This window comes from Streptomyces carminius (genome assembly GCF_002794255.1).
Classification (GTDB): domain Bacteria; phylum Actinomycetota; class Actinomycetes; order Streptomycetales; family Streptomycetaceae; genus Streptomyces; species Streptomyces carminius.
This window is the reverse complement of record NZ_PGGW01000069.1, coordinates 758874-782648: the sequence shown is the minus strand read 5'-3', so window position 1 is coordinate 782648 and position 23775 is coordinate 758874. Positions and strand designations below refer to the sequence as shown.

Sequence of the window (23775 nt, the reverse complement as noted above, 5' to 3'; positions counted from 1 at the left end):
CGGCGGTGCGCGGGCGGTGTTGCCCCGGCCGGGTGCCGCCCGGTTGAGTGGAGGGACCCCCATGCGTGTTGTCCTCGCCGAAGACCTGTTTCTGCTCCGCGACGGACTGGTACGACTGCTGGAGGCGTACGAGTTCGAGATCGCGGCGGCCGTGGACAACGGTCCGGAGCTGACCCGGGCGCTGGCCGAGCTGGAACCGGACGTCGCGATCGTGGACGTCCGGCTCCCGCCGTCCTTCACCGACGAGGGGCTCCAGTGCGCGCTCCAGGCCCGCCGCGAGCGGCCGGGACTGCCGGTGCTGGTCCTCTCCCAACATGTCGAGCAGCTCTACGCGCGTGAGCTGCTCGCCGACGGCACGGGCGGGATCGGGTACCTGCTGAAGGACCGCGTCTTCGACGCGGAGCAGTTCATCGACGCCGTCCGCCGGGTGGCGGCGGGGGGTACGGCGATGGATCCGCAGGTGATCCAGCAGTTGCTGACACGGCGGGAGAAGGACCGGCCGATGGGCCGGCTGACACCACGTGAGAGGGAGGTCATGGAATTGATGGCGCAGGGCCGGTCGAACGCGGCCATCGCGGGCCAGCTGGTGATCACCGAACGGGCGGTGGCCAAGCACACCTCCAACATCTTCAACAAGCTCCAGCTGCCGCCGTCCGACGACGACAACCGCCGCGTCCTGGCCGTTCTCGCCTACCTGGACCGGGGGTGAGCCGCCGGCCGCCCCAGCCCTCCCGCGCGCCGGGAGGGCCGGGCAACACCTCCGGCAGCACCTCGGGCGGCGCTCCGTACGGCTCCCCGGGCACCGCGCCCGGCGGCACGGGCCTGCCCCGGCGCGCCGTGCTGGGCGCCGGAACGGTGGCGGCGGGGCTGGCCGCCGCGCTCGGGCCGGGACTCGGGCCGGGGGCCGCGGGTCGCGGAAGGGCGTTCGCCGCCCCCCGCGCGCCCTTCTCCACCGAGCCCGCCCGGGCGGCGCTGCACAGACTGCTGCCCGGCCACGCCGGGCAGTTCCACCTGGTCCCGCTGGACGCGCGGGGCGGTGCGGAGCGGTTCCGGGTGGCGGGCGCGGCCGGCCGGCTGGAGGTGGCCGGGACCAGTCCGGCCGTACTGCTCACCGGCGTCCACTGGTACCTCAAGGAGGTGTGCTCCGCGCACATCTCCTGGGCGGGCAGGCAGCTCTCGCTGCCCGCGACCCTGCCCGCGCCGCCGGGCCCCCTGGAGCGCTCCACCACCCTGCCCCACCGCTTCGCGCTCAACGACACCAACGACGGTTACACCGCCCCGTACGCCGACTGGCCGCACTGGGAGCGCCTGATCGACGTACTGGCGCTGCACGGCTGCAACCAGGTGCTGGTCATCGCCGGTCACGAGGCCGTCTACCACCGGCTGCTGATGGACTTCGGCTACTCCGACGCCGAGGCGCGCCGCTGGCTGCCCGCCCCCTCCCACCAGCCGTGGTGGCTGCTGCAGAACCTCAGCGGCTACGGCGGCCCGCCCTCCCCGGAGCTGATCGGCGGACGCGCCGACCTGGGCCGGCGCATCACCGCGCGGCTGCGGGAGCTGGGCATGCACCCGGTGCTGCCCGGTTACTACGGCACGGTGCCGCGCGGTTTCGCCGCCCGGGTCGCCGGTGCCCGCACCGTTCCCCAGGGCACCTGGCACGGCTTCGACCGGCCCGACTGGCTCGACCCGCGCACCACCGCCTTCACCGAGGTCGCCGCCGCGTACTACCGGCACCAGCGGGAGCTGCTCGGCGAGGCGGACCACTTCAAGATGGACCTGCTGCACGAGGGCGGCAGTGCCGGGGACGTGCCCGTGGCGGACGCCGCGCGGGGCGTGGAGGCGGCCCTGCGGCGGGCCCGCCCGGACGCCGTCTGGGTGATCCTGGGCTGGCAGGACAACCCCCGGCGCGAGCTGGTGGACGCCGTCGACAAGCGGCGCATGCTGATCGTGGACGGCATCTCCGACCGCACCGAGACCGTCTTCGACCGCGAGGCCGACTGGAACGGCACCCCGTACTGCTTCGGCACCATCCCCAACTTCGGCGGCCGCACCACCCTCGGCGCCAAGACCCACGTGTGGAACGAGCGCTTCTTCGCCTGGCGCGACAAGCCCGGCAGCGCCCTGGCGGGCACCGCCTACCTGCCGGAGGCCGCCGAGCGGGACCCGGCCGCGTTCGACCTCTTCGCCGAGCTGGCCTGGCGCGAGGACCCGGTGGACCTGCCCGGCTGGTTCGACCGGTACGCGGGCTACCGCTACGGCGGTGACGGCAGCGGCGGCGATCCGGGCGCGTCGCAGGCCTGGCGGGCGCTGCACGACACCGCCTACCGGCACCACGCCCACCTCTACGGCTTCGCCCACGACAGCCTGTTCGCCGCCCGCCCCGACCTGACCGCCACCCGGGCCGGGCAGTACGGGCCCACCGAACTGACCTACGACCCGGCCCGGTTCGACGCCGCGCTGACCGGGCTGCTGGCCGTGGCGGGCGCGCTGCGCGGCAGTGACGCCTACCGGCACGACCTGGTGGACATCGCCCGGCAGGCCCTGGCCAACCGCAGCCGGGTGCTGCTGCCCCAGCTCCGCGACGCCTACCGGGAGGGCGACCCGGAGACGTTCCGGGGGTTGTCGGCGCTGTGGCTGCGGCTGATGACCCTGGCCGACGAACTGTCCGGCACCCACCGGCACTTCCTGCTGGGCCCCTGGACGGACGCGGCCCGCCGCGCGGCGGCCTCCCCGGCGGAGGCGGCGGAGGCGGCGGAGCTGGAGCGCACCGCCCGGGTGCTGGTGACGGTGTGGGGCGACCGCGCCACCGCCGACGCGGGGAAGCTGCACGACTACGCCAACCGGGACTGGCACGGACTGATCGGCGACCTCTACCTGCCGCGCTGGCGGCTGCTGCTGGACCGGCTGGAGGCCGCCCTGACGGCCGGGCGGACACCGGAGCCGGTCGACTGGTACGCCGTGGAGGAGCCCTGGACCCGGCGGCGCGAGGAGTACCCGCTGCGGCCCGTGGGCGATCCGTACGCCACCGCCGCCCGGGTCCGCGACGCGCTCGCCACCGCGCCCTACCAGGGCACCCTGGAGGCCGCCCTGGAGCCCGGGGTGCTGGCACCGGGCGGCAGCGCGCGGCTGACCGCCGCCCTCACCAACACCAGCGGGCTGGGCGCCACCGGGCCGGTCGAACTCTCCCTGGCCGGGCTCGGCGGGGGCTCGGGGGTCACGGCGGAAGCACAGGGCCCCACTTCGCTGCCCGCCGTCCCGCCGGGCGGCCGGGCCGAGGCCGGCTGGCGGCTGACCGCGCCGGAGGGCGCGCCGGAGGAACCGCTGCGCCGGCTGCCGTACACCCTCACCGCGGCGTACGGGCCCGCCGGCGGGCAGCGGGTGCGCACGGTGCGCCGCGGCGCGCTGTTCCTGGCCGGCCCGCTGGAACCGGGGCTGCGCACGGTCACCACCAACGGGGCGGTCTTCGGCCAGGCGGGCGGGGCGTACGCGATCCACGGCGGCGGCGCGGACCTGTGGCGGGCCACCGCCGAGTTCGGCGCCCTGTACCGGCCGGGCGCGCTGGGCGAGCGGGGCGCGGTGACCCTGCGGGTGGTCTCGCAGGAGGCGACCGGGCCGTGGGCGCGGGCCGGGATCCTCGTCCGGAACGACCTGGCGCGGGCGGGCTCGCCCGGTTTCCTCAACCTGTCGGTGACCCCGGACAACGGGGTGGCGCTGTCGTACGACTCCGACGGCGACGGCATGCTGGACGCCTACCGCCGGATCACCGGGGTGCGGGCCCCGGTGCTGCTGCGGCTGCGGCGCGCCGGCACCGAGTACACCGGTGAGCTGTCCACCGACGACGGACGGAGCTGGCGGACGGTGGGCACCGTACGGGTGCCGGGCGCGGCCGGACGGCAGGACGCCGGGCCGGGGATGACGGCGGCGGGCGGCGGGTCCGGCACGGTGGAGTTCACCGGGTGGCGCCTGGACTGAGCCGGACGGCGGCCGGCAGCCGGCGGTCCCGGCGACCAGGGCGACTGCGGCGGTCCGGGGCGCGTTTTGCGCGAGATGTGACCTGGCGGGGGTTTCGTTCGTTCAGTCGGTGTGGCCCTGAAGGATGCAACCTCCCAGCCGGCGTCCGTACCGCCCGGCAGCCCCGAGACCGACCGCCCCGAGACCGTCGGCACCGGGCGGGCCGGATCCGCGCCCGCCGACGCGTTCGCCGGACACTATCCACGGCTGGCACGCCTGGCGTACCTCGTCCTGTCGCCCTCGGCCGCCCGGCACCGCCGGGTGCTGACGGCACACGCCCTGGCGCAGCACGCGCTGTCGCACGGCCGGGACGCGAAGGACGCGCCCGCGCCGCCGCGCCCCCCGGCCCCGGGCGGCGCGGCGGAGGACGGCGCGGCGGGCGGCGGTCCGGACGGCGCGGCGGATCCGGCGTACGCCCGGCTGCGGCTGCGGGTGCTGCGGGCCGCGCTGGCGGCGGAACGGCCGCTGGGGCGCCGCGGCCTCCGGCGCCCGGCGCTGCCCCGGACGCCGGGCCTGCGACTGTCTCCCGAACCGCCCGGCGACGAGGCGCTCGCCCTGGAGGAGGCGCTGGCCCGGCTGCCGGCGGCGGCCCGGGCGGCGTACGCGCTGCGCGCCCTGGACGGACTGGCCGGCGAGGACGCGGCGGCGCTGCTGGCGGCGGCCGGGGTGCGGGATCCGGAGGCGGCGCTCGCCGGGGCGGACGAGGTGGTGCCCCCGGCCGGGGGCCGGGGCCGGGCGCTGCTGGAGTCGGAGCAGTTCGACCCGTGCGCGCTGCGGGCCCGCCCCACCGATCCGGTGCGCCGCCGGAAGCGGCTGCGGGCCGCGGCCGCCGCCGTACTGGCCGCCTGCGTGCTGCTGCCGGTGCTGCCGGACGGCACCGGCGGCTGGGGACCGGACGGCGCGGCGGCCCCGGCGTACGCCCGCAACCCGGCGGTGGAGCGCGCCCTGGACCCGCTGCTGCTGACCCGCGCGGAGCCCGGGGCGTGGCGGCGCTCGGCGCGTACCGACTTCTCGGTCTGGCCCGCCCGGGGCGAGCTGGCCGACGACATCGGGCTGCTGCGGCGGGCACTGGCGGTGTGGGCACGGCCGGGGCCGCGGGTGCGCGTCAGCGCGGCCCGGGACACCCCGTCCGGACCGGCCGCCGGCCCGGCGCGGCTGCTGTACGCGGGCGAGGTGGACGGCGGGGCGGTGGTGCTGCTGTACGACGGGCTGCGCGTGGTGCGCTACGCCGAGCCCGCCGGCGCGGAGGACGGTCCGGTGGCCCTGGACTTCGCACGGACGGACGGCGCCGACGCGGCGTCCGCCGCCGCGCTGGTGGTCTCCCGCAGCGGGAGGAACGCCCGCTACCTGCTGGCGCCGTGGGTCACCGGCGCGTCCGTCGTCGACCTGCTGGATCCCGGTTACGCGGGACGGCCGGTGGAGCTCTCCCGGCACGGGCTGACCGGCCCGGTCAGCGGGCCGCCGCCGGCGGACTCCTCCTGCGAGACCTGGCCCGCGCTGCGGCTGGCCACGGACGGGGGGAACGGGGACGACGGCGGGGGGAGCGGGGACGCCCTCGGCGGGCCGTACCTGCTGACCGACCTCGGTGAGCTGACCCCGGCCCGGCTGACACACGGGGCCCCCGGCCCGGCCGCCGGCCCGGCCGGGGAACCGGTGGTCCCGGCGGCCCCGGTGGTCCCGGCCGCGGACGCGGACGACGCGCGCGCGGTCCTGGCCCGTACCGCCTGTCGGCTGCCCGCGCTGGCCGGCCGGGGGGTGCGGACGGTGAACGTCTGGGGATTCGGCGCACAGTGGCTGCCGGAGGGAGCGGGCCTGGCACGGTGGGTGTGCGTACGGGCGGACACCTGGCGGGGCGCCGGCGCGCGGACCCTGGTCCACTTCCTGGCCCCGGCGCGGCAGCCGGACGCGCCCGGTGTCGTGGCCGCGCGGGCCGAGGACAGTCCGGCGTGCGGGGAGCGGGAGCCGCGGGTGCTGAGCGGGGTGCTGTGGAAGTCCCCGTCCGGCACCTGGTACCTGCTGGCCGCGGGCAGCGAGGAGGTCGGGTCGATCACCGTGACCGGCGATCTGACGCACAGTGAGGCGGGTCCGTCCCTCGCCCTCGCGGCCGGGGAGGACACCCGGGTCGAGATCTCCGCCGAGCTGACGGACGGCAGGCGGCTCACCGCCCTCCACTGATCCGGCACCGATCCTGCACCGGCCCCGCACCGGACCCCGCTGAGCTGCCCCTTCGCACTCCGGAAGGGGCCGGTGCGAAGGGCTGGGGCGCAGGGTGGAGCGGGGCGGTCGATAGGGTGTTCCCATGACCACCGGGGTACGCCGCAGGATGGGTGTCGAGGAACGCCGGCAGCAACTGCTGGACGTCGCACTGAGGTTATTCAGTGACCGTTCGCCGGAGAACGTGTCCATCGACGACATCGCCACCGCGGCCGGGATATCCCGGCCGCTGGTCTACCACTACTTTCCCGGCAAGTACAGCCTCTACGAGGCGGCCGTACGGCGGGCCGCCGACGAGCTGTCGGCCCGCTTCTCCGTTCCGCACGAGGGGCCGTTCAGCTCCCGCCTGCTGCTGGTGATGGGCCGTTACTTCGACTTCGTCGAGCAGCACGCGCCCGGCTTCTCCGCCCTGCTGCGCGGCGGTTCGGCCGCCGGCTCGATGCGGGCCGACGCCGTGATCGACGAGGTGCGGCAGGCGGCGTACGAGCATCTGCTGGCCCATCTGGAGGTCTCCGAGCCGGGTCCGCGCATGGCCCTGGTCATCCGGTCCTGGGTCGGTGTCGCCGAGACCACGGCGCTGAGCTGGCTGGAGGAGCGCTCCATCCCGCGCGGGGAGCTGGAGCTGCGGCTGGTGCACGAACTGCTGGCTCTGGCGGCGGTGACGGCCGCGTTCGACGAGGAGACGGGCCGGGTGTTCCGCCGGGTCGCCGGGCAGGAGCCCGCGGACGGCCCGTTCGGCGAGCTGGTGGAGCGGCTGTCGGCGCTGGCCGCCGGGGTGTCCGGCGCCCCCGGGGCACCCGCCGGCGCGGACCGGGCCTCCGGTGGGACGCCCGGCGACGGCGTCGGCGACGGCGTCGGCGACGATGTCGGCGGCAACCGGTAGCGTCTACGGGGTGATGACCGAAGCACGTAATCTGCGCTCACTCGTGGCCTCGGCACAGCTGCCGCCGGGCACACTGGTCGACCGGACGGTGCTCGGGAAATGGCATGAGCCACTCCTGTGGCGCGCCGACTTCCCCGCCGGGCCGGAGAGCTGGCGGCGGATGCTCCCGGTACGGGACGCCACCGGGCTGTGGCCCGTGCTGCTGGGCGTCCACAGCCGTGGCGCCCGGGTGGAGGACGATCTGCTGCCCCCGTCCGGCACCCGTGACGGGGAGGCCGGCGCCGACGGCACCGCCGGCGATACCGGTACCGACAGCGACGCCGGGAGCGCCCTGGCCTGCTGGTGGGCGGAGCACACCGCACGGGAACCGGCGGACGGCACGGCGCTGCGGCCGTACGGCAGGCGGTGGCCGGGGCTCGCGCCCTCCCCCGCGCGGCGGGGTGACCCCGACACGGCGGCGGCCTCGCTGGCCCGCTCCCTGGTGGCCCACGGCACGCTGCGCGATCCGCGGATCGCCCTGGCCCCGGCGCGACGGAGCGCCGGCATACCCGACGCGATCGGCTGGACGGGCACCCTGGCGCACGGCGCCGACACCGCGCCGTACGGCGCCGTGCTGCGCTCCTGGGAGGAGCGCTTCGGCACCCGGGTGGTGGCGCTGGAGACCGAGGTGCTGCACCTGTCGGTGGCGTCGCCGCCGCGCTCGGTGGATCAGGCGCTGCCGGTGGCGGCCGAGCACTACGCCTTCTGCCCCGCCGTGATCCGGCAGGGCGCCGGGGACCTGGTGCGGTATGCGGAGAAGTGGCTGGTCGGCCGGGGCCACTGGTCGTTCTGGTGGGACTGACGGCACCCGCCGGGCGAGGCCGAGGGGGGCGGCGGTACCGCCGCCCCCCTCGGACCGGTACCGCCCGTCACCGGGCGGCGAACACCGCCACGGTGCGCGGCGGGACGGTGAAGGCGCCCTCGCCCTCGTCGTACGCGGCGCCCTTCACCACCGGGTCGGAGCCGGTGGCCTGCACCGGGTGCAGTGCGTAGGGGGTACCCGCGAGCGAGGGCACGGTCTGCGTCCGCCGCTCGGGGGTGGCGTTGAGGACGACCACCAGGTCACGGCCGCCGCGTCCGCCGTCCCCGCTTCCGTCCCCGGAGCCCTTCAGGCTCATGGTGATCACTCCCGGGGTCTCCCCCTTCCCCGACAGCGGGAAGGACAGCGTCTCCTGGACGTCCGCCGCCGTGGCCCGGTCGAAGACCTCCTCGGTGGAGCGGATCGTCAGCAGGTCCCGGTAGGCGGCGGAGGCGCCGGTGATCTCCGTACAGGAGGGGATGAGCCCGGGTGCGCTCAGCAGCGGCCCGGCGTACGGCCACTTGTCCTCGTTGTCCCAGGCCGGGGGCAGCCCGCGGCCGAAGCCGTTGCCGGCCTCGCAGTCCCAGTGGACGGCGTTGTACCAGTCGCCGGAGTCGTAGGAGTTGCGGTCCAGGGACTTCGAGCGCAGCAGGTCCGTGCCGGCCTGGCTGAGCACCGGTCCCTGGGAGAGGGCCGCGGTGGCCATGGCGAGCACCTGCGCACGGGCCCGGTCGGCGGCCGGGGTGTCCGCGGGCAGCTTGAACGCCAGCGCGTCGTAGAGGGTCTCGTTGTCGTGGGCGTCGGCGTAGGCGAGGGCGTCGCCGGGGGCCTCGGCGTATCCGGCCGGTGAGCCGTTGTAGTCGACCTGGGCGCCCGTCACCCGCTTCCCGGAGGTGTCGGTGAAGGTGTAGCCGGCGAGGTTGCCGGACAGCCCGACCTTGATCAGGTCCTGGTGGTGCAGGAGCCGGGCGCGCTGCTCCGCCCTGCTGCCGTTGGCCGCGGAGGAGTTGGGGTCGGTGTACAGGCCGCTGGCGAAGCCCTGGACTCCGGGGTCGGCGTCGAAGGGGCCGCCGCCGCGCACCGCGTCGCGGGCCCGGTCGGAGAAGGTGGCGATGCCGGTGCCGGCCATGTTCTTCTGGGTGGCCTGGACGAAGCGGGCGTCGTCCGCGACCTCGCCGAAGTTCCAGCCCTCGCCGTACAGGACGATGCTCTTCCCGTCGACGCCGTCCTTCTCCGGGGTGAGGGCGTCAAGGGCTTCGCGGACGGCCAGGACGTTCTCCCTGGGGTGGTGGCCCATCAGGTCGAAGCGGAAGCCGTCCACCTTGTACTGCTTCGCCCAGGTGACGACGGAGTCGACGGTCAGTTTCCCCATCATCGTGTTCTCCGGCGCGGTGTTGGCGCAGCAGGTGGAGGTGGCCACGGTGCCGTCCGGCAGCAGCCGGTGGTAGTAGCCGGGCACGATCTTGTCCAGGACGGACTTCTCGTCCTGTCCGGCGGCCATGGTGTGGTTGTAGACCACGTCCAGGACGACCCGCAGCCCGGCCTCGTTGAGGCTCTTGACCATCTTCCGGTACTCGACGGTGCGGGCGGTGCCCTCCGGATCGGTGGCGTACGAGCCCTCGGGCACGGTGTAGTGCAGCGGGTCGTAGCCCCAGTTGTAGGCGTCCTTGCCGCGGACCTTCCCGACGCACTCCTGCTGCTTCTCGGAGTCGGCGGGCAGGGCGGCCAAGTCGCACCCGGGCTCGACCCGGTCGGCGGCGCGCTCGGGGATGGAGGCGATGTCGAAGGAGGGCAGCAGATGGACGTGGGTGGTGCCCGCGTCCGCCAGCTTCCTCAGGTGCCGCATGCCGTCCGAGGAGTTCTCGGTGAAGGCCAGGTAGCCGCCGCGGTGCCGTTCGCGCACCGTGGGGTCGGCGACGGAGAAATCCCTGATGTGCAGCTCCTGGATCCGGGCGTCGCGCAGCGGCACCGCCGCCGGCTTCGCCGGCTTCCGCCAGCCCTCCGGGGCGAGCGCGGGGTCGGCCAGGTCCACCACCAGGCTCCGCTCCGAGTCGGTGGTCAGGGCGGTGGAGTAGGGGTCGGTGACCTTGTTGGTGACCACCTCGCCCGCCGTGGGCGCCCAGACGGTGACCCGGTAGCGGTACGGCTTGCCCGTCCAGCTCCGGTTGCCGCGCACACTCCAGACGCCGGTGGTCCCGTCGCGGCGCATCGCCACGGTGCGGCCGCCGAGTTCGAGGGCGACCCGCTGCGCGGTGGGCGCCCACACCGACAGGGTGGGACGGCCGCGGCGGTCGAAGACCGGACCGAGGCCGGCCTTGGCGGCCTTCGTTCCGTACAGGTCGTCGAGGACTCCGGCGAGCTGGACACCGGTGGCCGCCAGCAGTGCCCCTTCGCTGTTGCGCCGGGTGGCGATCACCTGGCCGCGCAGGGCGGTGCGCACCCGGTCGCGGTCGCGCGGGTCGAGGCGGAAGGCGGCGTGGTCCTTCAGGTGCGGGTACTTCTCGCGCTGCGCGCCGGTCAGTCCGCCGGGGACGGGGTTCAGCCGCAGCCAGCGGCCCTCGTGGGTCAGTGCGCCGTCCTCGACGGCGAGGGTGCCCTTCGGGTCGTACACGAGCTGCTCGCTGCCGGCGCCTGTGGCCCCGGCCTTCCAGGCGACGGTGTCGGCGTCGATCCACTGGGCCTCGGCCCGGGTCAGGTCCAGGTCGGGGGCGGCGCCGGTGGTGGGCAGCAGGTAGCCGGGGTTGGCCGACAGCTTCCACACCTCGCGGCCGTGGGTGGCGAAGTCCAGCGACTGGTCGGCGGCCTCGTCCTTGGTGTCGCCCTTGTGGATGAGGTAGCTGAGCGAGGTGGCGCCCTCGGCGAGCGGCACCTCGAAGACGGCGCCGAAGGCGTCCTTCCGCACCGGCTCCAGCGGTCTGGACCAGTCGGTGGGCTCGGCGGCGCCGGTCCAGGTGTGCAGGCCCCAGCCGTCGTAGTCGCCGTCCGGGCGGTGGTAGTGCAGGATCGCCTTCTTCTCGTCCTGCGGCGGGTAGACGCCCTCGGGCCGGGCGGTCAGCGTCTCCTCCTCGCCCTGCTCGATCCACACCTCGCCGGTCCTGGTCAGATCGACGCTGCGTTCGGGGCCGTCGGTCGTGCCGTCCCCGGTGAGGGTGAACGTCAGCTCGGACTGCCCGTCGGCGACCTTGAGCCAGGCGAAGGCGCCGTAGGCGTCACGGCCGGTGAAGGCGGCGGTCCGCTCTCCGGAGACCAGCCTCCAGTCGTCGTAGTCGCCGTCCGGGCGCTGGTAGTGGACGACGGCCCAGTCCCTCTTCACCGCCGAGGGCTTCGGCTCGGGCGGTGCCTGGCCGGCGGTGGAGGCCGCGGTGTCGCTCGCGGTGCGGCCGGAGCCGTCGACCACGACGGCCTTGTAGCGCAGCGGTGTTCCGGCCCGCACGTCCTCGCCCAGGTACTGGGTGACCTTGTAGGGGGCGTGATCGGCGGTGCCGAGGGTCTGCCACCTCCCGTTTCCCCGCTGGGCGGCGAAGACGACGCGGTTGAGGCCGTCGCCTCCGCCGACGTCGGCGGTGATCTCGACGGTGCCGGTGGCGCCCGCGGCGGGGGCCGTCAGCTCGACCGTGGGCCGGGCCTCGGGGGCGGGCAGCGGTTTCGCGGCCCTGAACACCGCGGTGGACAGGGCCGGGACGGTGACGGTCAGCTTCGCGTCGGAGCCGGTGCGCGGGGCCGCGTTCCCGCCGTGGAGCTGCCGGAAGGCGGTGGAGGGCGTGCCGGTGGGGATCTGGACCGTGCGGGCTTCCTCGCTGTTGTTGGCGGCGACGAGGTACTCGGTGCGCCGCTCGGTGTCGGTGCGGGAGAAGGCGTAGACGCCGGGACCGCCGCCCTGCGCTCCCTTGTCGACATATCGCTCGGTCTGGGCGCCGTCGCGCAGGGCGGGGTGCTCGCGGGTCAGCTCCGACAGCGCGGCGATGGAGCGGTAGAGGGGGTGGGAGGTGTCGTACGCGTCCCGGGCGTGGGTGCGGTCGGTGCCGATCCGGTCGTTCTTCTCCGCGTCCAGGTAGTCGGGCACCCGGGAGGCGAAGAGGGTCTGGCGGGCGTCCTGGTCGCCGCCGGCGCCGGTGAAGCCCTGTTCGTCGCCGTAGTAGACCACCGGGTTGCCGCGGGTGAGGAACATCAGCTCGTTGGCGAGCCCGGCCCGCCTCAGCAGTTCGGCGTCACCGGCGCCGGGGTTGTCCTGCCGCAGGAAGGCGCCGATACGGCCCATGTCGTGGTTGCCGGTGAAGGTGACCTGCTCATAGGCGTTGGACCGGCCGGTGGTGTAGCGGTAGTCCTGGGCGAACAGATCAGACAGCCGCGCCGCCGGACCGCCCTGGGACGCGTAGGAGCGGGCGGCCTCCTGGAAGCCGAAGTCGAGGGTGGCGTCCAGACGGCCGCGGGTGACGTAGGGGGCCGTCTGGGCGGGGTCGGAGGAGTAGACCTCGCCGAACATGAAGAAGTCCTCGCGGCCCCTCTTCGCCGCGTAGGCGTCCAGGGCGGTGGCCCACCGGGTCCAGAACTCCATGTCCACGTGCTTGACCGTGTCGACGCGGAAGCCGTCGATCCCGAAGTCCTCCACCCACCGCTGGTAGATCTCCGTCATGCCCTCGACGACCTCGGGACGCTCGGTCCACAGGTCGTCCAGACCGTGGAAGTCGCCGTGCAGGGCGCTCTCCCCGGCGAAGGTGGAGTCGCCGCGGTTGTGGTACATCTCCGGGTCGTTGAGCCAGCCGGGGACCTTGGCGTCCTTCTCGGCGGCCGGGACCACCGGGGTGCGGGGGAAGGAGTCCCGGTCGGTCTCCGGGAACCTCCTCCCCGCCGCGTGGTCGGCGTCGTCGAAGGGCTCGCCGTCCTTCGTCAGATAGGGGAAGGCACCCTTGCTCAGATAGGAGGAGGACTTCTCCTCGTGGCCCACCACGTCGGCGGTGTGGTTGGTGATGACGTCGAAGAAGACCTTCATGCCCTTGGCGTGGGCGGCGTCGATCAGCTCGCGCAGCTCGGCGTTGGTGCCGAAGTGCGGGTCGATCCGGGTGAAGTCGGTGATCCAGTAGCCGTGGTAGCCGGCCGAGGTGTTCTCGCCCGTGCCCTGGACGGGCTTGTTCCTGAAGACGGGCGCCATCCAGATCGCGGTGGTGCCCAGGCCCTTGACGTAGTCGAGCCGGTTGATCAGTCCCCTGAGGTCGCCGCCCTGGTAGAAGCCCTTGTGGGTGGGGTCGTAGCCGGTCGCCAGCCGGTCGCCCTCCAGTCCCCCGCGGTCGTTGGCCCGGTCGCCGCCCGCGAAGCGGTCCGGCAGGAGGAAGTAGAACTGCTCCCGGGTCAGGTCGTGCCGGGCGGGCTCGGCGGCCAGTTTCGCGTCGGACGGCGGTGGCGGCGGTGCGGCCTCGGCGGGGGCCGCCGCGGTGACGAGCGTCGCCAGGAGCACGCCCGCGATGCTCGCGGCCGCTCCTCTGCGCGCCAGGGGACCTCTCACGGGTCGTTCTCCTCGGGTGCGGGGGTTGTGTGGTGCGGGGGGTGTGCGGCGGGGACGCGGAAGCGGGCCGGCGGGCGGTTCGCGGGCTCCGGGCCGGCGGGCGGTCACGGGCGCCAGGTGTCGTTCAGGACGACCCGGCCGTCGGCGGGGACGGTGGCGGTGCGGTTGGCGCCGCTCTCCCAGGTGACGTTGCCGCCGGCGTCCTTGCGGAGGTACTTGTACTGGAACGCCGTCCCCGGCGGCAGGTCCACGTCCAGCTTCCACACCGGGTGGGCGGCCGGGTCCAGCTTCGGCGCCCGGCCGGTGTTCCAGTCGCCCAACTCGGCGCGGTCGCCGGTGACGTGGATGTTCTGTCCCGGCACGGTGGTGGCGGTGACGCTGAACGACGCGCCGTCGACGGCATCGCCGCCCCGGCCCGGGCCGCCGCCCGTACCGCCGGAGCAGGTGCGTGCGCCGGTGTGCAGGGCGAGCGCGGTGTGCGCGCCCAGGGTGGCGGTGAACCGTCCGGAGCCGTCCACGGTGACCGTCCGGCCGCTCTGCACATCGCAGTAGTCGCCGGCGGGCAGCGAGGTGGCGAAGGTGCGGCTCAGCGCCGAGCCCTCGTGGTTGATGGCGACGTACGCCCTGTTCCCGCGGCCGAAGGCGATGGCGTCGCCGCCGTTGTCCCACCAGTTCGTGACGCCCTGTCCGCGGGCGGTGTTGCGGAAGGCCACCATGGACGAGATCTCGCGCCAGGCGTGCTGGCACTTCCAGCCGTCCGCGTAGCAGGCGTTCACCGTGCCGCCGTTGGGCGGACCGGCGTCCTTGTCCGACCACTCGTAGCCGGAGTGGACGTCCGGGGAGCCGTACGGCCAGGCCAGCATGAAGACGCCCGCCAGGGTGTAGGCGGCACCGTCCTTGTAGTTGAGGGTGTCGCCGACACGCTCGGTGTCGTGGTTGTCGACGAAGACGGCGGACTGCCCGGAGGGCAGGTACCCCCAGCTTTCGCCGAAGTTCCTCAGGTGGGCGAGGTTCTCGCTCCGGAAGACCCGTTTGAGGTCGCGGGCGTAGCGGAACTCCTGGACGTCGCCGGTGCCCAGGTACTCCTCCGGTGAGACGGCCTCGCCCGCACCGTGGATGGCCTCCTGCTTCCAGTAGGCGTCCGGGTTCGTCAGCCGGGACTTGACCGCCTTCAGATCGGCCGCGGGCATGTGCTTGGCCGCGTCGATACGGAAGCCGTCCACGCCCAGGGAGAGCAGGTCGTTGAGGTAGGCGGCGATCCGGTCGCGCACGTAGGGCTCGCCGGTGTCGAGGTCGGCCAGGCCGACCAGCTCGCAGTTCTGGACGTTGCCCCGGTCCCGGTAGTCGGTGATCTGGGACCGGCAGTCGTCCATGTCCTGGCTCTGGTAGATGCCGGGGTAGTCGTACTTGGTGTACGACGAGCCGCCGGTGCCGGTACCGCTGCCCGCCGACATGTGGTTGATCACCGAGTCGGCGACGACCTCGACGCCCGCCGCGTGGCAGGTGTCGATCATGTTCTTGAACTGGGCCCGGCTGCCGAGCCGGCCGGCGATCTTGTAACTGACGGGCTGGTAGGACGTCCACCACTGGCCGCCCCGGATGTGCTCCTGGGGCGGTGAGACCTGGACGTAGCCGTAGCCGGCCGGGCCGAGCACGGTGCTGCACTCACGGGCGACAGAGTCGAACCTCCACTCGAACAGCACCGCTGTGACGTCCTTGGCGCCGGGCGGTGCCGCCTGCGCCTGCCCGGGGACGGCGACGAGCGAACCTGCCATGCCCGCGACAAGCGCAAGCGCGGCAGCCGTGGATCTTCTGACCACGTTTCCTCCTGGGGAGCCGAAGCGAATGCCTGCCGGGGGCAACGCGCCGCGCCCGGTCGGCCGGAGAACGTGAATCCTCTTACTGCAAGAACACTGCAAGAGCCTGGAAGTCTCCGCGCAGCAGACCGTAGAACCACGCCGACAGCCCGTCAAGGCTCTGGGCACACAAAGGAAACGAAGCCGCCTTCTTTCCGCAACATCTTTCGCAAGCATTTTCACGGTGCTAGGTTCGAGCACACTCCCGGCCCGGCCGGCCGGGGGTTTCCGTGCGGAACCCCACGCGCCCGCCCGGCCGGGCCGGGGCCGGCGGTCAGCGACCGCGCCCCAGGCGGCCGGCCAGGCGTGCGAAAGTCCGCCGTGAGCGGCGGGGCGGCCGGGGCCGTCGCCGTGTCCCCGCTCCCGGCCGGCCGGTTCCGCCGGAGCTCCGCCGCCAGTCGTCGCCGGGCGAGAGGACCGGTGCCCGGCGTTCCGCCTGCGCCCGGATCTCGTGGTGCGCCTCGTGGGCGGTCACACGGAACGCCTCCTCGTACGAGGCCAGGGCGGCGCTCAGGGCCCCACCGGCGAGACCGCGGCGGCGCACGCGGGACGCGAACCACGCGAAGCAGCCCAGCACCGCGGCAAGAACACCGGCAAAGACCAGGAACGACAGCAGCCCGCCCATGGGGCCGAGCCTACGTCCGCCGGTCGTGCGGACACACCACGCGGAGTACCCGGGCAGCGGGCCCGCCGCGGCGGAAGGCGCCGGAACCGCCGCGCGGCGGCTACCCGCGGGGCGGGGCCGTCGAGCCGCGCACCACCAGTTCGGGCTGGAAGACGAACTCCGTGTGCTGCACCGGGTTGCCGCCGATCTCCTCCAGCAGCGCGTCGACCGCCGCGCTCGCCATGGCCTTGACCGGCTGCCGCACCGTCGTCAGCGGCGGATCGGTGAAGGCGATCAGCTCCGAGTCGTCGAAGCCGACCACCGACAGCTCCCGGGGCACCTCCAGGCCGTGCTGCCGGGCCGCCCGGACCACCCCGAGCGCCATCATGTCGCTGCCGCACACCACGCCCGTGCAGTCCGCGCCGATCAGCGCGCCCGCCGCGGCGTGGCCGCCCTCCAGGGTGAACAGCGTGTGCCGCACCAGCTCCCGGATCCGCTCGCCGGGCACACCCCGTTCGGCCAGCGCCGCCGTGAAACCCTCCACCTTGCGCAGCACCGGGACGTACCGGACGGGGCCGACCGCCAGGCCGATGCGGTGCGGGTCGTGGCCGAGGTCGGTCAGGTGGCGCACCGCCGCCCGGGCCGCCGCGCGGTCGTCGGGCGAGACGAAGGGAGCGCCGATGTGCCTGTTGAAGCCGTTGATGAGCACGAACGGCACGCCCTGTCCGGCGAGGCGGACGTAGCGGCCGGGATCGGCGGTGGTGTCGGCGTGCAGCCCGGAGAGGAAGACGATGCCGTTGACGCCCCGCTCGACGAGCTGGTCGACCAGCTCGTCCTCGGTGGCGCCGCCGGGCAGCTGGGTGCACAGCACCGGCGTGTAGCCGTGCCCGACCAGCACCTGTTCGATGACCTGGGCGAACGCCGGGAAGATCGGGTTGGTCAGCTCGGGGATGACCAGTCCGATCAGTCCGGCGCTGCGCTGCCGCAGCCGCACCGGCCGCTCGTAGCCGAGCACGTCCAGGGCGGCCAGCACCTTCTGCCGGGTGGCGGCGGCCACACCGGCCTTGCCGTTGAGCACCCGGCTGACGGTGGCCTCGCTGACCCGGGCCTGGGCGGCGATGTCGGCCAGCCGGGCGGGCCCCGGGGCGCCCCCCGCGGCCGGGGGCTCGGCCCCGGCCCGGGAGAACGCCGCGGAAGCCGCGGGAGCCGTGTCCGTCCCGGTCACGCCGTCCACCAGACGGTGGTGTCGGCCGGGAGCGTGCCGCTGCCGTCGTACTCCCCGCTGGCCAGCAGCACCCGGCCGGGCACCGCCGGCAGTTCCACGGGCTGCCCGGTGGTGTTGACGGTGCAGACGAAGGTACTGCCGTCGGCGGCGCGCCGCCGGAAGGCGAGCACGCCCGCCGGGTACTCCGCCAGCCACTCCACCCCGTCGCCCGCGCCCAGCGCCGGGTGCCCGCGGCGCACGGCGAGCGCGCGGCGGTACAGCTCCAGCGTGGAGCCGGGGTCGCCGGTCTGCTCCTCGACCGACAGCCCGGACCACTCCGGCGGCTGCGGCAGCCAGCTCCCGCCGGAGCCGAAGCCGTAACTGGTGCCGGTGCGTGTCCACGGGATCGGCACCCGGCAGCCGTCGCGCAGGCCGTCCTGGCCGTTGTCCCGGAAGAACGACGGGTCCTGGCGCACCTCGTCGGGCAGGTCGGTGACCTCCGGCAGGCCCAGCTCCTCGCCCTGGTACACGTACGCCGAGCCGGGCAGCGCCAGCATCAGCAGCGAGGCGGCGCGGGCCCGGCGCAACCCGCCGCCCAGCCGGGTGCGGTGACGCACCACGTCGTGGTTGGACAGCACCCAGGTGGCGGGGGCACCGACCGGGCGCATGGAGTCCAGCGACTCGTCGATGACCGCGCGCAGCGCCTCGGCGTTCCAGCCGGTGTTGAGGTAGTGGAAGTTGAACGCCTGGTGCAGCTCGTCGGGGCGCAGGTACAGGGCGGTGCGGTCGGGGCTGGGCGTCCACGCCTCGGCGACGCCGATGCGCTCGCCGGGGTACTCGTCCAGGATGCGCCGCCAGGAGCGGTAGATCTCGTGGACGCCGTCCTGGTCGAAGAACGGCAGCACCTGGCTGCCGAGCAGCTTGAGCTGACCGGTCCGCCCCATGTCGGGCAGGCCGGCGGCCTTGACCATGCCGTGCGCGACGTCGATGCGGAAACCGTCCACGCCCATGTCGAGCCAGAAGCGCAGCACCGAGCGGAACTCGTCCCGCACGGCCTCGTTCTCCCAGTTGAAGTCGGGCTGCTCGGGCGCGAACAGGTGCAGGTACCACTCCCCCGGGCTGCCGTCGGGGTTCTTCGTGCGGGTCCAGGCCGGGCCGCCGAAGATGGACTCCCAGTCGTTGGGGGGCTCCGCGCCGTCCGGGCCGCGGCCGGGACGGAAGTGGTAGCGGTCGCGCAGCGGCGAGCCGGGCCCCTCGCGCAGCGCCCGCCGGAACCACTCGTGCCGGTCGGAGGAGTGGTTGGGCACCAGGTCCACGATGATCCGCAGGCCCAGCCGGTGGGCGTCGCGGATCAGCGCGTCGGCGTCGTGCAGATCGCCGAACATCGGGTCGATGGCGCGGTAGTCGGCGACGTCGTATCCCGCGTCGGCCTGCGGCGAGGCGTAGAAGGGGCTGAGCCAGACGGCGTCGACGCCCAGCTCGGCCAGGTACGGCAGCCGGGCGCGGACGCCCGCGAGGTCGCCCATGCCGTCGCCGTTGCCGTCGGCGAAGGAACGGGGGTAGACCTGGTAGATCACCGCGTCGCGCCACCAGCCGGCGGGCTTCCCCGCGGCCGTGGCGTCCGGGCGCGCGGCGGGGGCCGTACCGGGGGCGGGGGCTGAGGAGTGCTGGGTCATGTCATCCCTGGTGGTCGTGAGTGGGGGACGCGAGGTGCGGGCGTACGGGGGCGGGGTCCGCCCGGGTGCCGGACCGGACACCGGTCCGGCACCGGTCAGGACTTGACGGCTCCGGAGGTCAGTCCGGCCACGAGGTGCCGCTGAGCGATGCCGAAGACGATCGCGGCCGGTACCGCAATGATCACCGCGGCGGCGGTCATCGAACCCCAGTCGCCCACGTACTGGTTGACGAAGGTCTGCAGGCCGCCGGCGAGGGTGAGGTTCTCCTCGCCGGTCATGAAGGCCGACGCGTAGGCGACCTCGGCCCAGGCGGTCACGAAGCTGTAGAAGCCCGTGACGGCCAGACCGGGCTTGGCCAGCGGCATGATCAGCCGCCAGAAGGTGCCGAACGGGTTGAGGCCGTCCACCCGTCCGGACTCGTCGATGGAGACGGGGATGGTGTCGAAGAAGCCCTTCATCATCCAGGCGCAGAACGGCACCGCGATGGTGAGGTAGGTGATGATCAGGCCGACGGGCTGGTTGAGCAGCCCCAGCTGTGCCATCAGGTTGTACAGCGGCACGATCAGGATCGCCATCGGGAACATCTGGGTGATCAGCAGGGTCCACATCAGCGGGCGCATGCCGGGGAAGCGGAAGCGGCTGACGGCGTAGCCGGTGGTGGCGGAGATGAACACGCCGAGCAGCGTGGTCACCAGCACGATCACCACGGAGTTCCCGAACCACGTCAGGAAGTAGGTGTCATTGACGACGTGGTCGTAGTTCTCGAGCGTGAAGTTCTTCACCAGCGAGGTGGTGAAGGTGTCGGTCTTGGGCTTGAAGGACGTCACCAGCAGCCAGAACGGCGGGAACACCGCGACCACGGCGGCCAGCAGCAGGCCGGCGTGGAGGGCGGCCGAGGCCAGCGGCCCGCGTTCGCCGCGCCGGCGGACCCGCCGGGGGCGCCCGGCCGGCACAGTCGGTACGGGGCCGGTGGTGACGGGGTCGGGGGTCGTGGTCACGGTGGTCTTCCCGGGCGTGTTCTCACGGGGGTTCACGGTCGTCACCACACCTCTCCCTGCTTGCGGAGCGAGCGGCGGTAGCCCACCGCGAAGAGCGACAGGAGCAGCAGGATGAGCACGCCCCAGGCCGCGGAGGTGGCGAAGTCGCGTGGGCTGACCAGGAAGGACAGCCGGTAGGCGTACGTCACCAGGATCTCGGTGGAGTCACCGGGACCGCCCCGGGTGAGCAGGTAGATCACCGGGAACATGTTGAACGTCCAGATGGTGCTCAGCAGGACCACCGTGCTGCTGACCGAGCTGATGCCCGGCAGGGTGACGTTGCGGAAGCGCTGCCAGGCGTTCGCCCCGTCCACCTCGGCGGCCTCCAGCAGTTCGGAGGGGATGGACTGCAGGGCGCCGAGCAGGGCCACCAGCATGAACGGCACGCCGAGCCAGACGTTCACCGCGATGACGGAGACCTTGGCCCAGGTGGGGTCGCCCAGCCAGGGGACGCCGTCGATGCCGCCGCCCTCGATGATCCGGTTGAGGATGCCGTTCTTCTCGTTGTAGAGCATCCGCCAGGCGAAGACCGAGACGAAGGCGGGGATGCCCCAGGGCAGGATCAGGGCGATCCGGTAGGCGGCGCGGCCGCGCAGCTTCCGGTTGAGCATGGTGGCCAGCGCCAGCCCCAGGAGGAAGGTGACCGAGACACAGGCGACCGTCCACACCACCGTCCAGCCGAGCCGGTCCCAGAAGACGGTGTCGGTGAGGATGGCCCGGTAGTTCTCCAGGCCGACGAACTCGTGGGTCGCCTCGATCTCGTTGACGCCGATGGTGCGGGCGACATTGGACTCGTCCGCATTGGTCAGCGACAGGTAGATGCCTCTGACCAGCGGATATCCGATGATCACCGTGATGACGAGCACCACGGGGGCCACCATGGCCCAGGCGTACCAGTGGGTGGCCAGGGCCCGGCGCAGCGGTCCGGGGGCCTTTCCGGACTTCTCGCCAGTTCCGCGGCCGCGGCCGCGGGCGCCTGCGCCCGCGGCCGGTGCCGGCGACTGGCCGGTCTCGACTGCCATGGTCGTCGGTCAGCCTCTCCCAGTCGTTCTCGGAGTCGTTCTTCCGGTTACTTCCAGTCCCCGTCCTTGAGGAGCTTGGCGTACTCCTGGCCGATCTTGTCGGCGGCGGCCTCGGGCTCGGTCCTGCCGGTCAGCACGTCGGCGAGCTGGACGCGGATGGGCTCGAAGAGGGAGTTGCCCTCGGCGATCCAGGGGCGCTCGACGGCCTTGTCCACGGCGGGCTTGAAGAACTGGACCATCTTGTTGTCCTTGACGGTCTGCTCCCCGTACACCGAGGTGCGGGTCGGCAGCAGGCTCAGCTCCTCGGTGGTGCGCTTCTGGACCTCGGCGGAGCTCATGTACTTCACGAACTCGTAGGAGGCGTCCAGGTTGTCTGAGCCGGCGTAGACCGAGTAGTTGTGGCCGCCCTGCGGGGCGCCCTGGGCCTTGGAGCCGGCCGGGACGGCGGCGACGCCGAGGTTGTCCTCCTTGCCCTTGAACTGGGCGCCCGCGAGGGTGTCCTCGATGGCCCACGGGCCGTTGAGCATCATCGCGACCTTCCCGTCCTTGAAGGCCTTCTGCATGTTCTCCCAGCCGTCGGTCACGTCCGTGATCGCGGCCTCGGAGTCCACCAGGTCCCTGATCGTCTCGAACGCCCGCACCCCGGCCGGGTCGTCGATGGTGATCTTCTTGGCGTCGGCGTCGAGCATGTCGCCGCCCTCGCCGTAGAGGAAGGGCAGGACGAAGTAGGCGTCGTCACCGCGCAGGTAGAAGGGGGTGACGCCGTTCTCGGCGAACTTCCCGGTGGAGTTCTTGATGTCGGCGACGGACCGCGGGACCTCGACCCCGGCCTTGTCCAGCAGTTCCTTGTTGTAGAAGAGGGCGAGGGTGTCGATCACCTGCGGCACGCCGTAGGTCTTGCCCTCGAACTGGGTGCTGCCCCAGGCCTGCGGGAGGAAGTCGTCCTTGTCCTCGACGGCGACGGTGTCGTCCAGCGGGGCGAGGTAGCCCAGGCCGGCGAAGTCGGCCACCCAGGCGACCTCGGTGCGCATCACGTCGGGGGCGCCGGAGCCGCCGCCGGCGGCGTTCTTGAACTTGTTGTTCGCCTCGCCGAAGGGCACGTTGACGTACTTGACCTCGACGCCGGGGTGCTTGTCCTCGAACTCCTCGGCGACCTTCTGGTAGAAGCCCTTCTCGGCGTCGCCCGAGGTGTCCCAGAACTCGACGGTGCCCGAGAGCTCGCCGTCGGCGCCCTTCTTGCCGCTGTCGCCGCCGTCCTCGCCGCCGCCGCAGGCCGTCGCCGCGAGCGCCAGAGCCGCGACGAGTGCGGTGGCCCCTATGCCACGCCGCATGTGAACTCCTCCATGATCCGGTGCCCGTCTCGCGGGGGCACGGGCGTACTCCGCGCGGGCCGCATCGGTCGCGGCGCCGGGCTGACGAGGAACGTAACAGCGGCGCAATCTTTTAGAAAGACCTTGCGGCAACTTTCTGCAAACGAGTCTGCAACGACCGCCGCAAGAACTTGCGGCCCGCTGTCCTCCCTGTGCTCCGCCCGCCCCCGCCGACCGGAGCACAGGGGCGGGCGGAGCACGGGGAGGACAGTGGAAGAGGCCCAGAAGCGCGGAAGAACGCCTTCCGGAGGGACGCGGCGAGGAGAGCCCGCGGGAAGGGGCCGGCCCGGACCGCCCGGGAGTGGCGGACGAAGCCGCCGTCCAGCCGCACGATCGGGGACCGAGCAGGCCGGACGGACCGGGAGGGCGCCGGCGGGGCACGGACGGACCGGGTGGATTCCGGCGAACTCCCGGGTACGGTGGGCAGTGCGGGAGGAGGCCGGTACAGTCCACTCCTGTGACCGCACGACTAGCTGACATCGCAGCCCAGGCGGGGGTCAGCGAAGCGACGGTCAGCCGTGTCCTGAACGGCAAACCGGGCGTTTCCCCGGCCACCCGCGAGTCCGTCCTCGCCGCTCTCGACCTGCTGGGGTACGAGCGGCCGCTGCGGCTGCGCCAGCGCAGCGCGGGCCTGGTCGGACTGATCACGCCGGAGCTGGAGAACCCGATCTTCCCGGCCTTCGCACAGGTCATCGGGCAGGCGCTGACCCGGCAGGGCTACACGCCCGTGCTCGCCACCCAGACCCCCGGCGGCTCGACCGAGGACGAACTGACCGAGATGCTGGTGGAGCGGGGGGTGGCGGGGATCATCTTCGTCTCCGGGCTGCACGCCGACACCACCGCCGACACGCAGCGCTACGAGCAACTGCGCGGCAAGGGCGTGCCCTTCGTGATGATCAACGGCTTCTCGCCGAAGGTGCGGGCCCCCTTCGTCTCGCCGGACGACCGCGCGGCGATGCGGCTGGCCGTCACCCATCTGGTGTCCCTCGGCCACGAGCGGATCGGGCTGGCACTCGGACCGGCCCGGTTCGTGCCCGTCCAGCGCAAGATAGAGGGCTTCACCACCGGCCTCCAGGAGCAGTTGGGGCTGTCGCAGGAGCGGGCCGGGGAGTTCGTCCGGCACTCCCTCTACACCCTGGAGGGCGGCCAGGCCGCCGCGACCGCCCTGATCGGCCGGGGCTGCACGGCCGTGGTGTGCGCCAGCGACATGATGGCCCTGGGCGCGATCCGGGCCGCCCGGGAACTCGGCCTGTCGGTGCCCGGGAACGTCTCGGTGATCGGCTTCGACGACTCCCCGCTGATCGCGTTCACCGACCCGCCCCTGACCACCATCCGGCAGCCGGTGACGGCGATGGGGCAGGCGGCCGTACGGGCACTGCTGGAGGAGGTCGGCGGGACGCCGGCCCCGCACAGCGAGTTCGTCTTCCTGCCGGAACTGGTGGTGCGCGGCTCCACCGCCTCGGCCCCCCGGGGTCGCACCTCCCTCTCAGGTACCTCCGTCTCACGGAGGAGTACGGCCGAGCGGGACCAGACCGGTGGATGATCGGCCGGGGTCCGGAT

14 protein-coding genes are annotated in these 23775 nt (G+C 73.5%); 6 read left to right on the top strand and 8 right to left on the bottom strand.

The genetic code is table 11. The features are described 5' to 3' along the window. Positions 1–61: 61 nt before the first annotated feature. The 5 genes from CUT44_RS30495 to CUT44_RS30475 all read left to right on the top strand — a co-directional run bounded on the left by CUT44_RS30495 (position 62) and on the right by CUT44_RS30475 (position 7949). Positions 62–709: a LuxR C-terminal-related transcriptional regulator gene (locus CUT44_RS30495; RefSeq protein WP_100205149.1), complete on the top strand. Its 648-nt coding sequence runs from the start codon at positions 62–64 to the stop codon at positions 707–709. Positions 710–837: 128 nt separating this feature from the next. Next, positions 838–3972 (top strand): alpha-N-acetylglucosaminidase, encoded by a 3135-nt coding sequence (locus CUT44_RS30490; RefSeq protein WP_199185911.1) that lies wholly within the window; start codon positions 838–840, stop codon positions 3970–3972. A 111-nt stretch (positions 3973–4083) separates the two neighbouring features. Next, entirely contained in the window at positions 4084–6186 is a 2103-nt protein-coding gene (locus tag CUT44_RS30485; RefSeq protein WP_199185892.1) for a hypothetical protein, read from the top strand. A 124-nt stretch (positions 6187–6310) separates the two neighbouring features. Next, the gene (locus tag CUT44_RS30480; protein ID WP_100205148.1) at positions 6311–7108 is read left to right on the top strand and encodes a TetR/AcrR family transcriptional regulator; all 798 of its coding nucleotides are present in this window, start codon (positions 6311–6313) and stop codon (positions 7106–7108) included. 13 nt (positions 7109–7121) lie between these two features. Then, a complete protein-coding gene (locus tag CUT44_RS30475) occupies positions 7122–7949 on the top strand; it encodes a DUF4253 domain-containing protein (protein ID WP_100205147.1) in 828 nt (275 codons plus the stop codon). Between the two features lie 67 nt (positions 7950–8016). Here CUT44_RS30475 and pulA read toward each other — a convergent pair whose 3' ends face one another. The 8 genes from pulA to CUT44_RS30435 form a co-directional block, all read right to left on the bottom strand. Then, entirely contained in the window at positions 8017–13446 is a 5430-nt protein-coding gene (gene pulA / locus CUT44_RS30470) for a pullulanase-type alpha-1,6-glucosidase (protein WP_100205146.1), read from the bottom strand. Positions 13447–13550: 104 nt separating this feature from the next. Beyond that, on the bottom strand, positions 13551–15221 hold the full coding sequence (locus CUT44_RS30465) for a carbohydrate-binding module family 20 domain-containing protein (protein WP_408646815.1): 1671 nt from the start codon (positions 15219–15221) through the stop codon (positions 13551–13553). A 355-nt stretch (positions 15222–15576) separates the two neighbouring features. Then, positions 15577–15927, bottom strand: coding sequence for a hypothetical protein (locus tag CUT44_RS30460; RefSeq protein ID WP_100205144.1), 351 nt, complete (start codon positions 15925–15927; stop codon positions 15577–15579). A 100-nt stretch (positions 15928–16027) separates the two neighbouring features. Beyond that, entirely contained in the window at positions 16028–17143 is a 1116-nt protein-coding gene (locus tag CUT44_RS30455) for a LacI family DNA-binding transcriptional regulator (protein WP_408646824.1), read from the bottom strand. Continuing rightward, the gene (locus CUT44_RS30450) at positions 17128–18786 is read right to left on the bottom strand and encodes a glycoside hydrolase family 13 protein (RefSeq protein ID WP_100205142.1); all 1659 of its coding nucleotides are present in this window, start codon (positions 18784–18786) and stop codon (positions 17128–17130) included. Before CUT44_RS30450 ends, CUT44_RS30455 begins: the two co-directional genes overlap by 16 nt. Before the next feature lie 95 nt (positions 18787–18881). Further along, on the bottom strand, positions 18882–19739 hold the full coding sequence (locus CUT44_RS30445; RefSeq protein ID WP_100205306.1) for a sugar ABC transporter permease: 858 nt from the start codon (positions 19737–19739) through the stop codon (positions 18882–18884). Between the two features lie 86 nt (positions 19740–19825). Continuing rightward, complete coding sequence (locus CUT44_RS30440) at positions 19826–20845, bottom strand: carbohydrate ABC transporter permease (RefSeq protein WP_100205141.1); 1020 nt, start codon at positions 20843–20845, stop codon at positions 19826–19828. A gap of 47 nt (positions 20846–20892) precedes the next feature. Beyond that, positions 20893–22176 (bottom strand): extracellular solute-binding protein, encoded by a 1284-nt coding sequence (locus tag CUT44_RS30435; protein ID WP_100205140.1) that lies wholly within the window; start codon positions 22174–22176, stop codon positions 20893–20895. A gap of 496 nt (positions 22177–22672) precedes the next feature. Between CUT44_RS30435 and CUT44_RS30430 the strand changes: the two genes are divergently transcribed. Next, positions 22673–23758 (top strand): LacI family DNA-binding transcriptional regulator, encoded by a 1086-nt coding sequence (locus tag CUT44_RS30430; RefSeq protein WP_100205139.1) that lies wholly within the window; start codon positions 22673–22675, stop codon positions 23756–23758. Positions 23759–23775 lie beyond the last annotated feature (17 nt).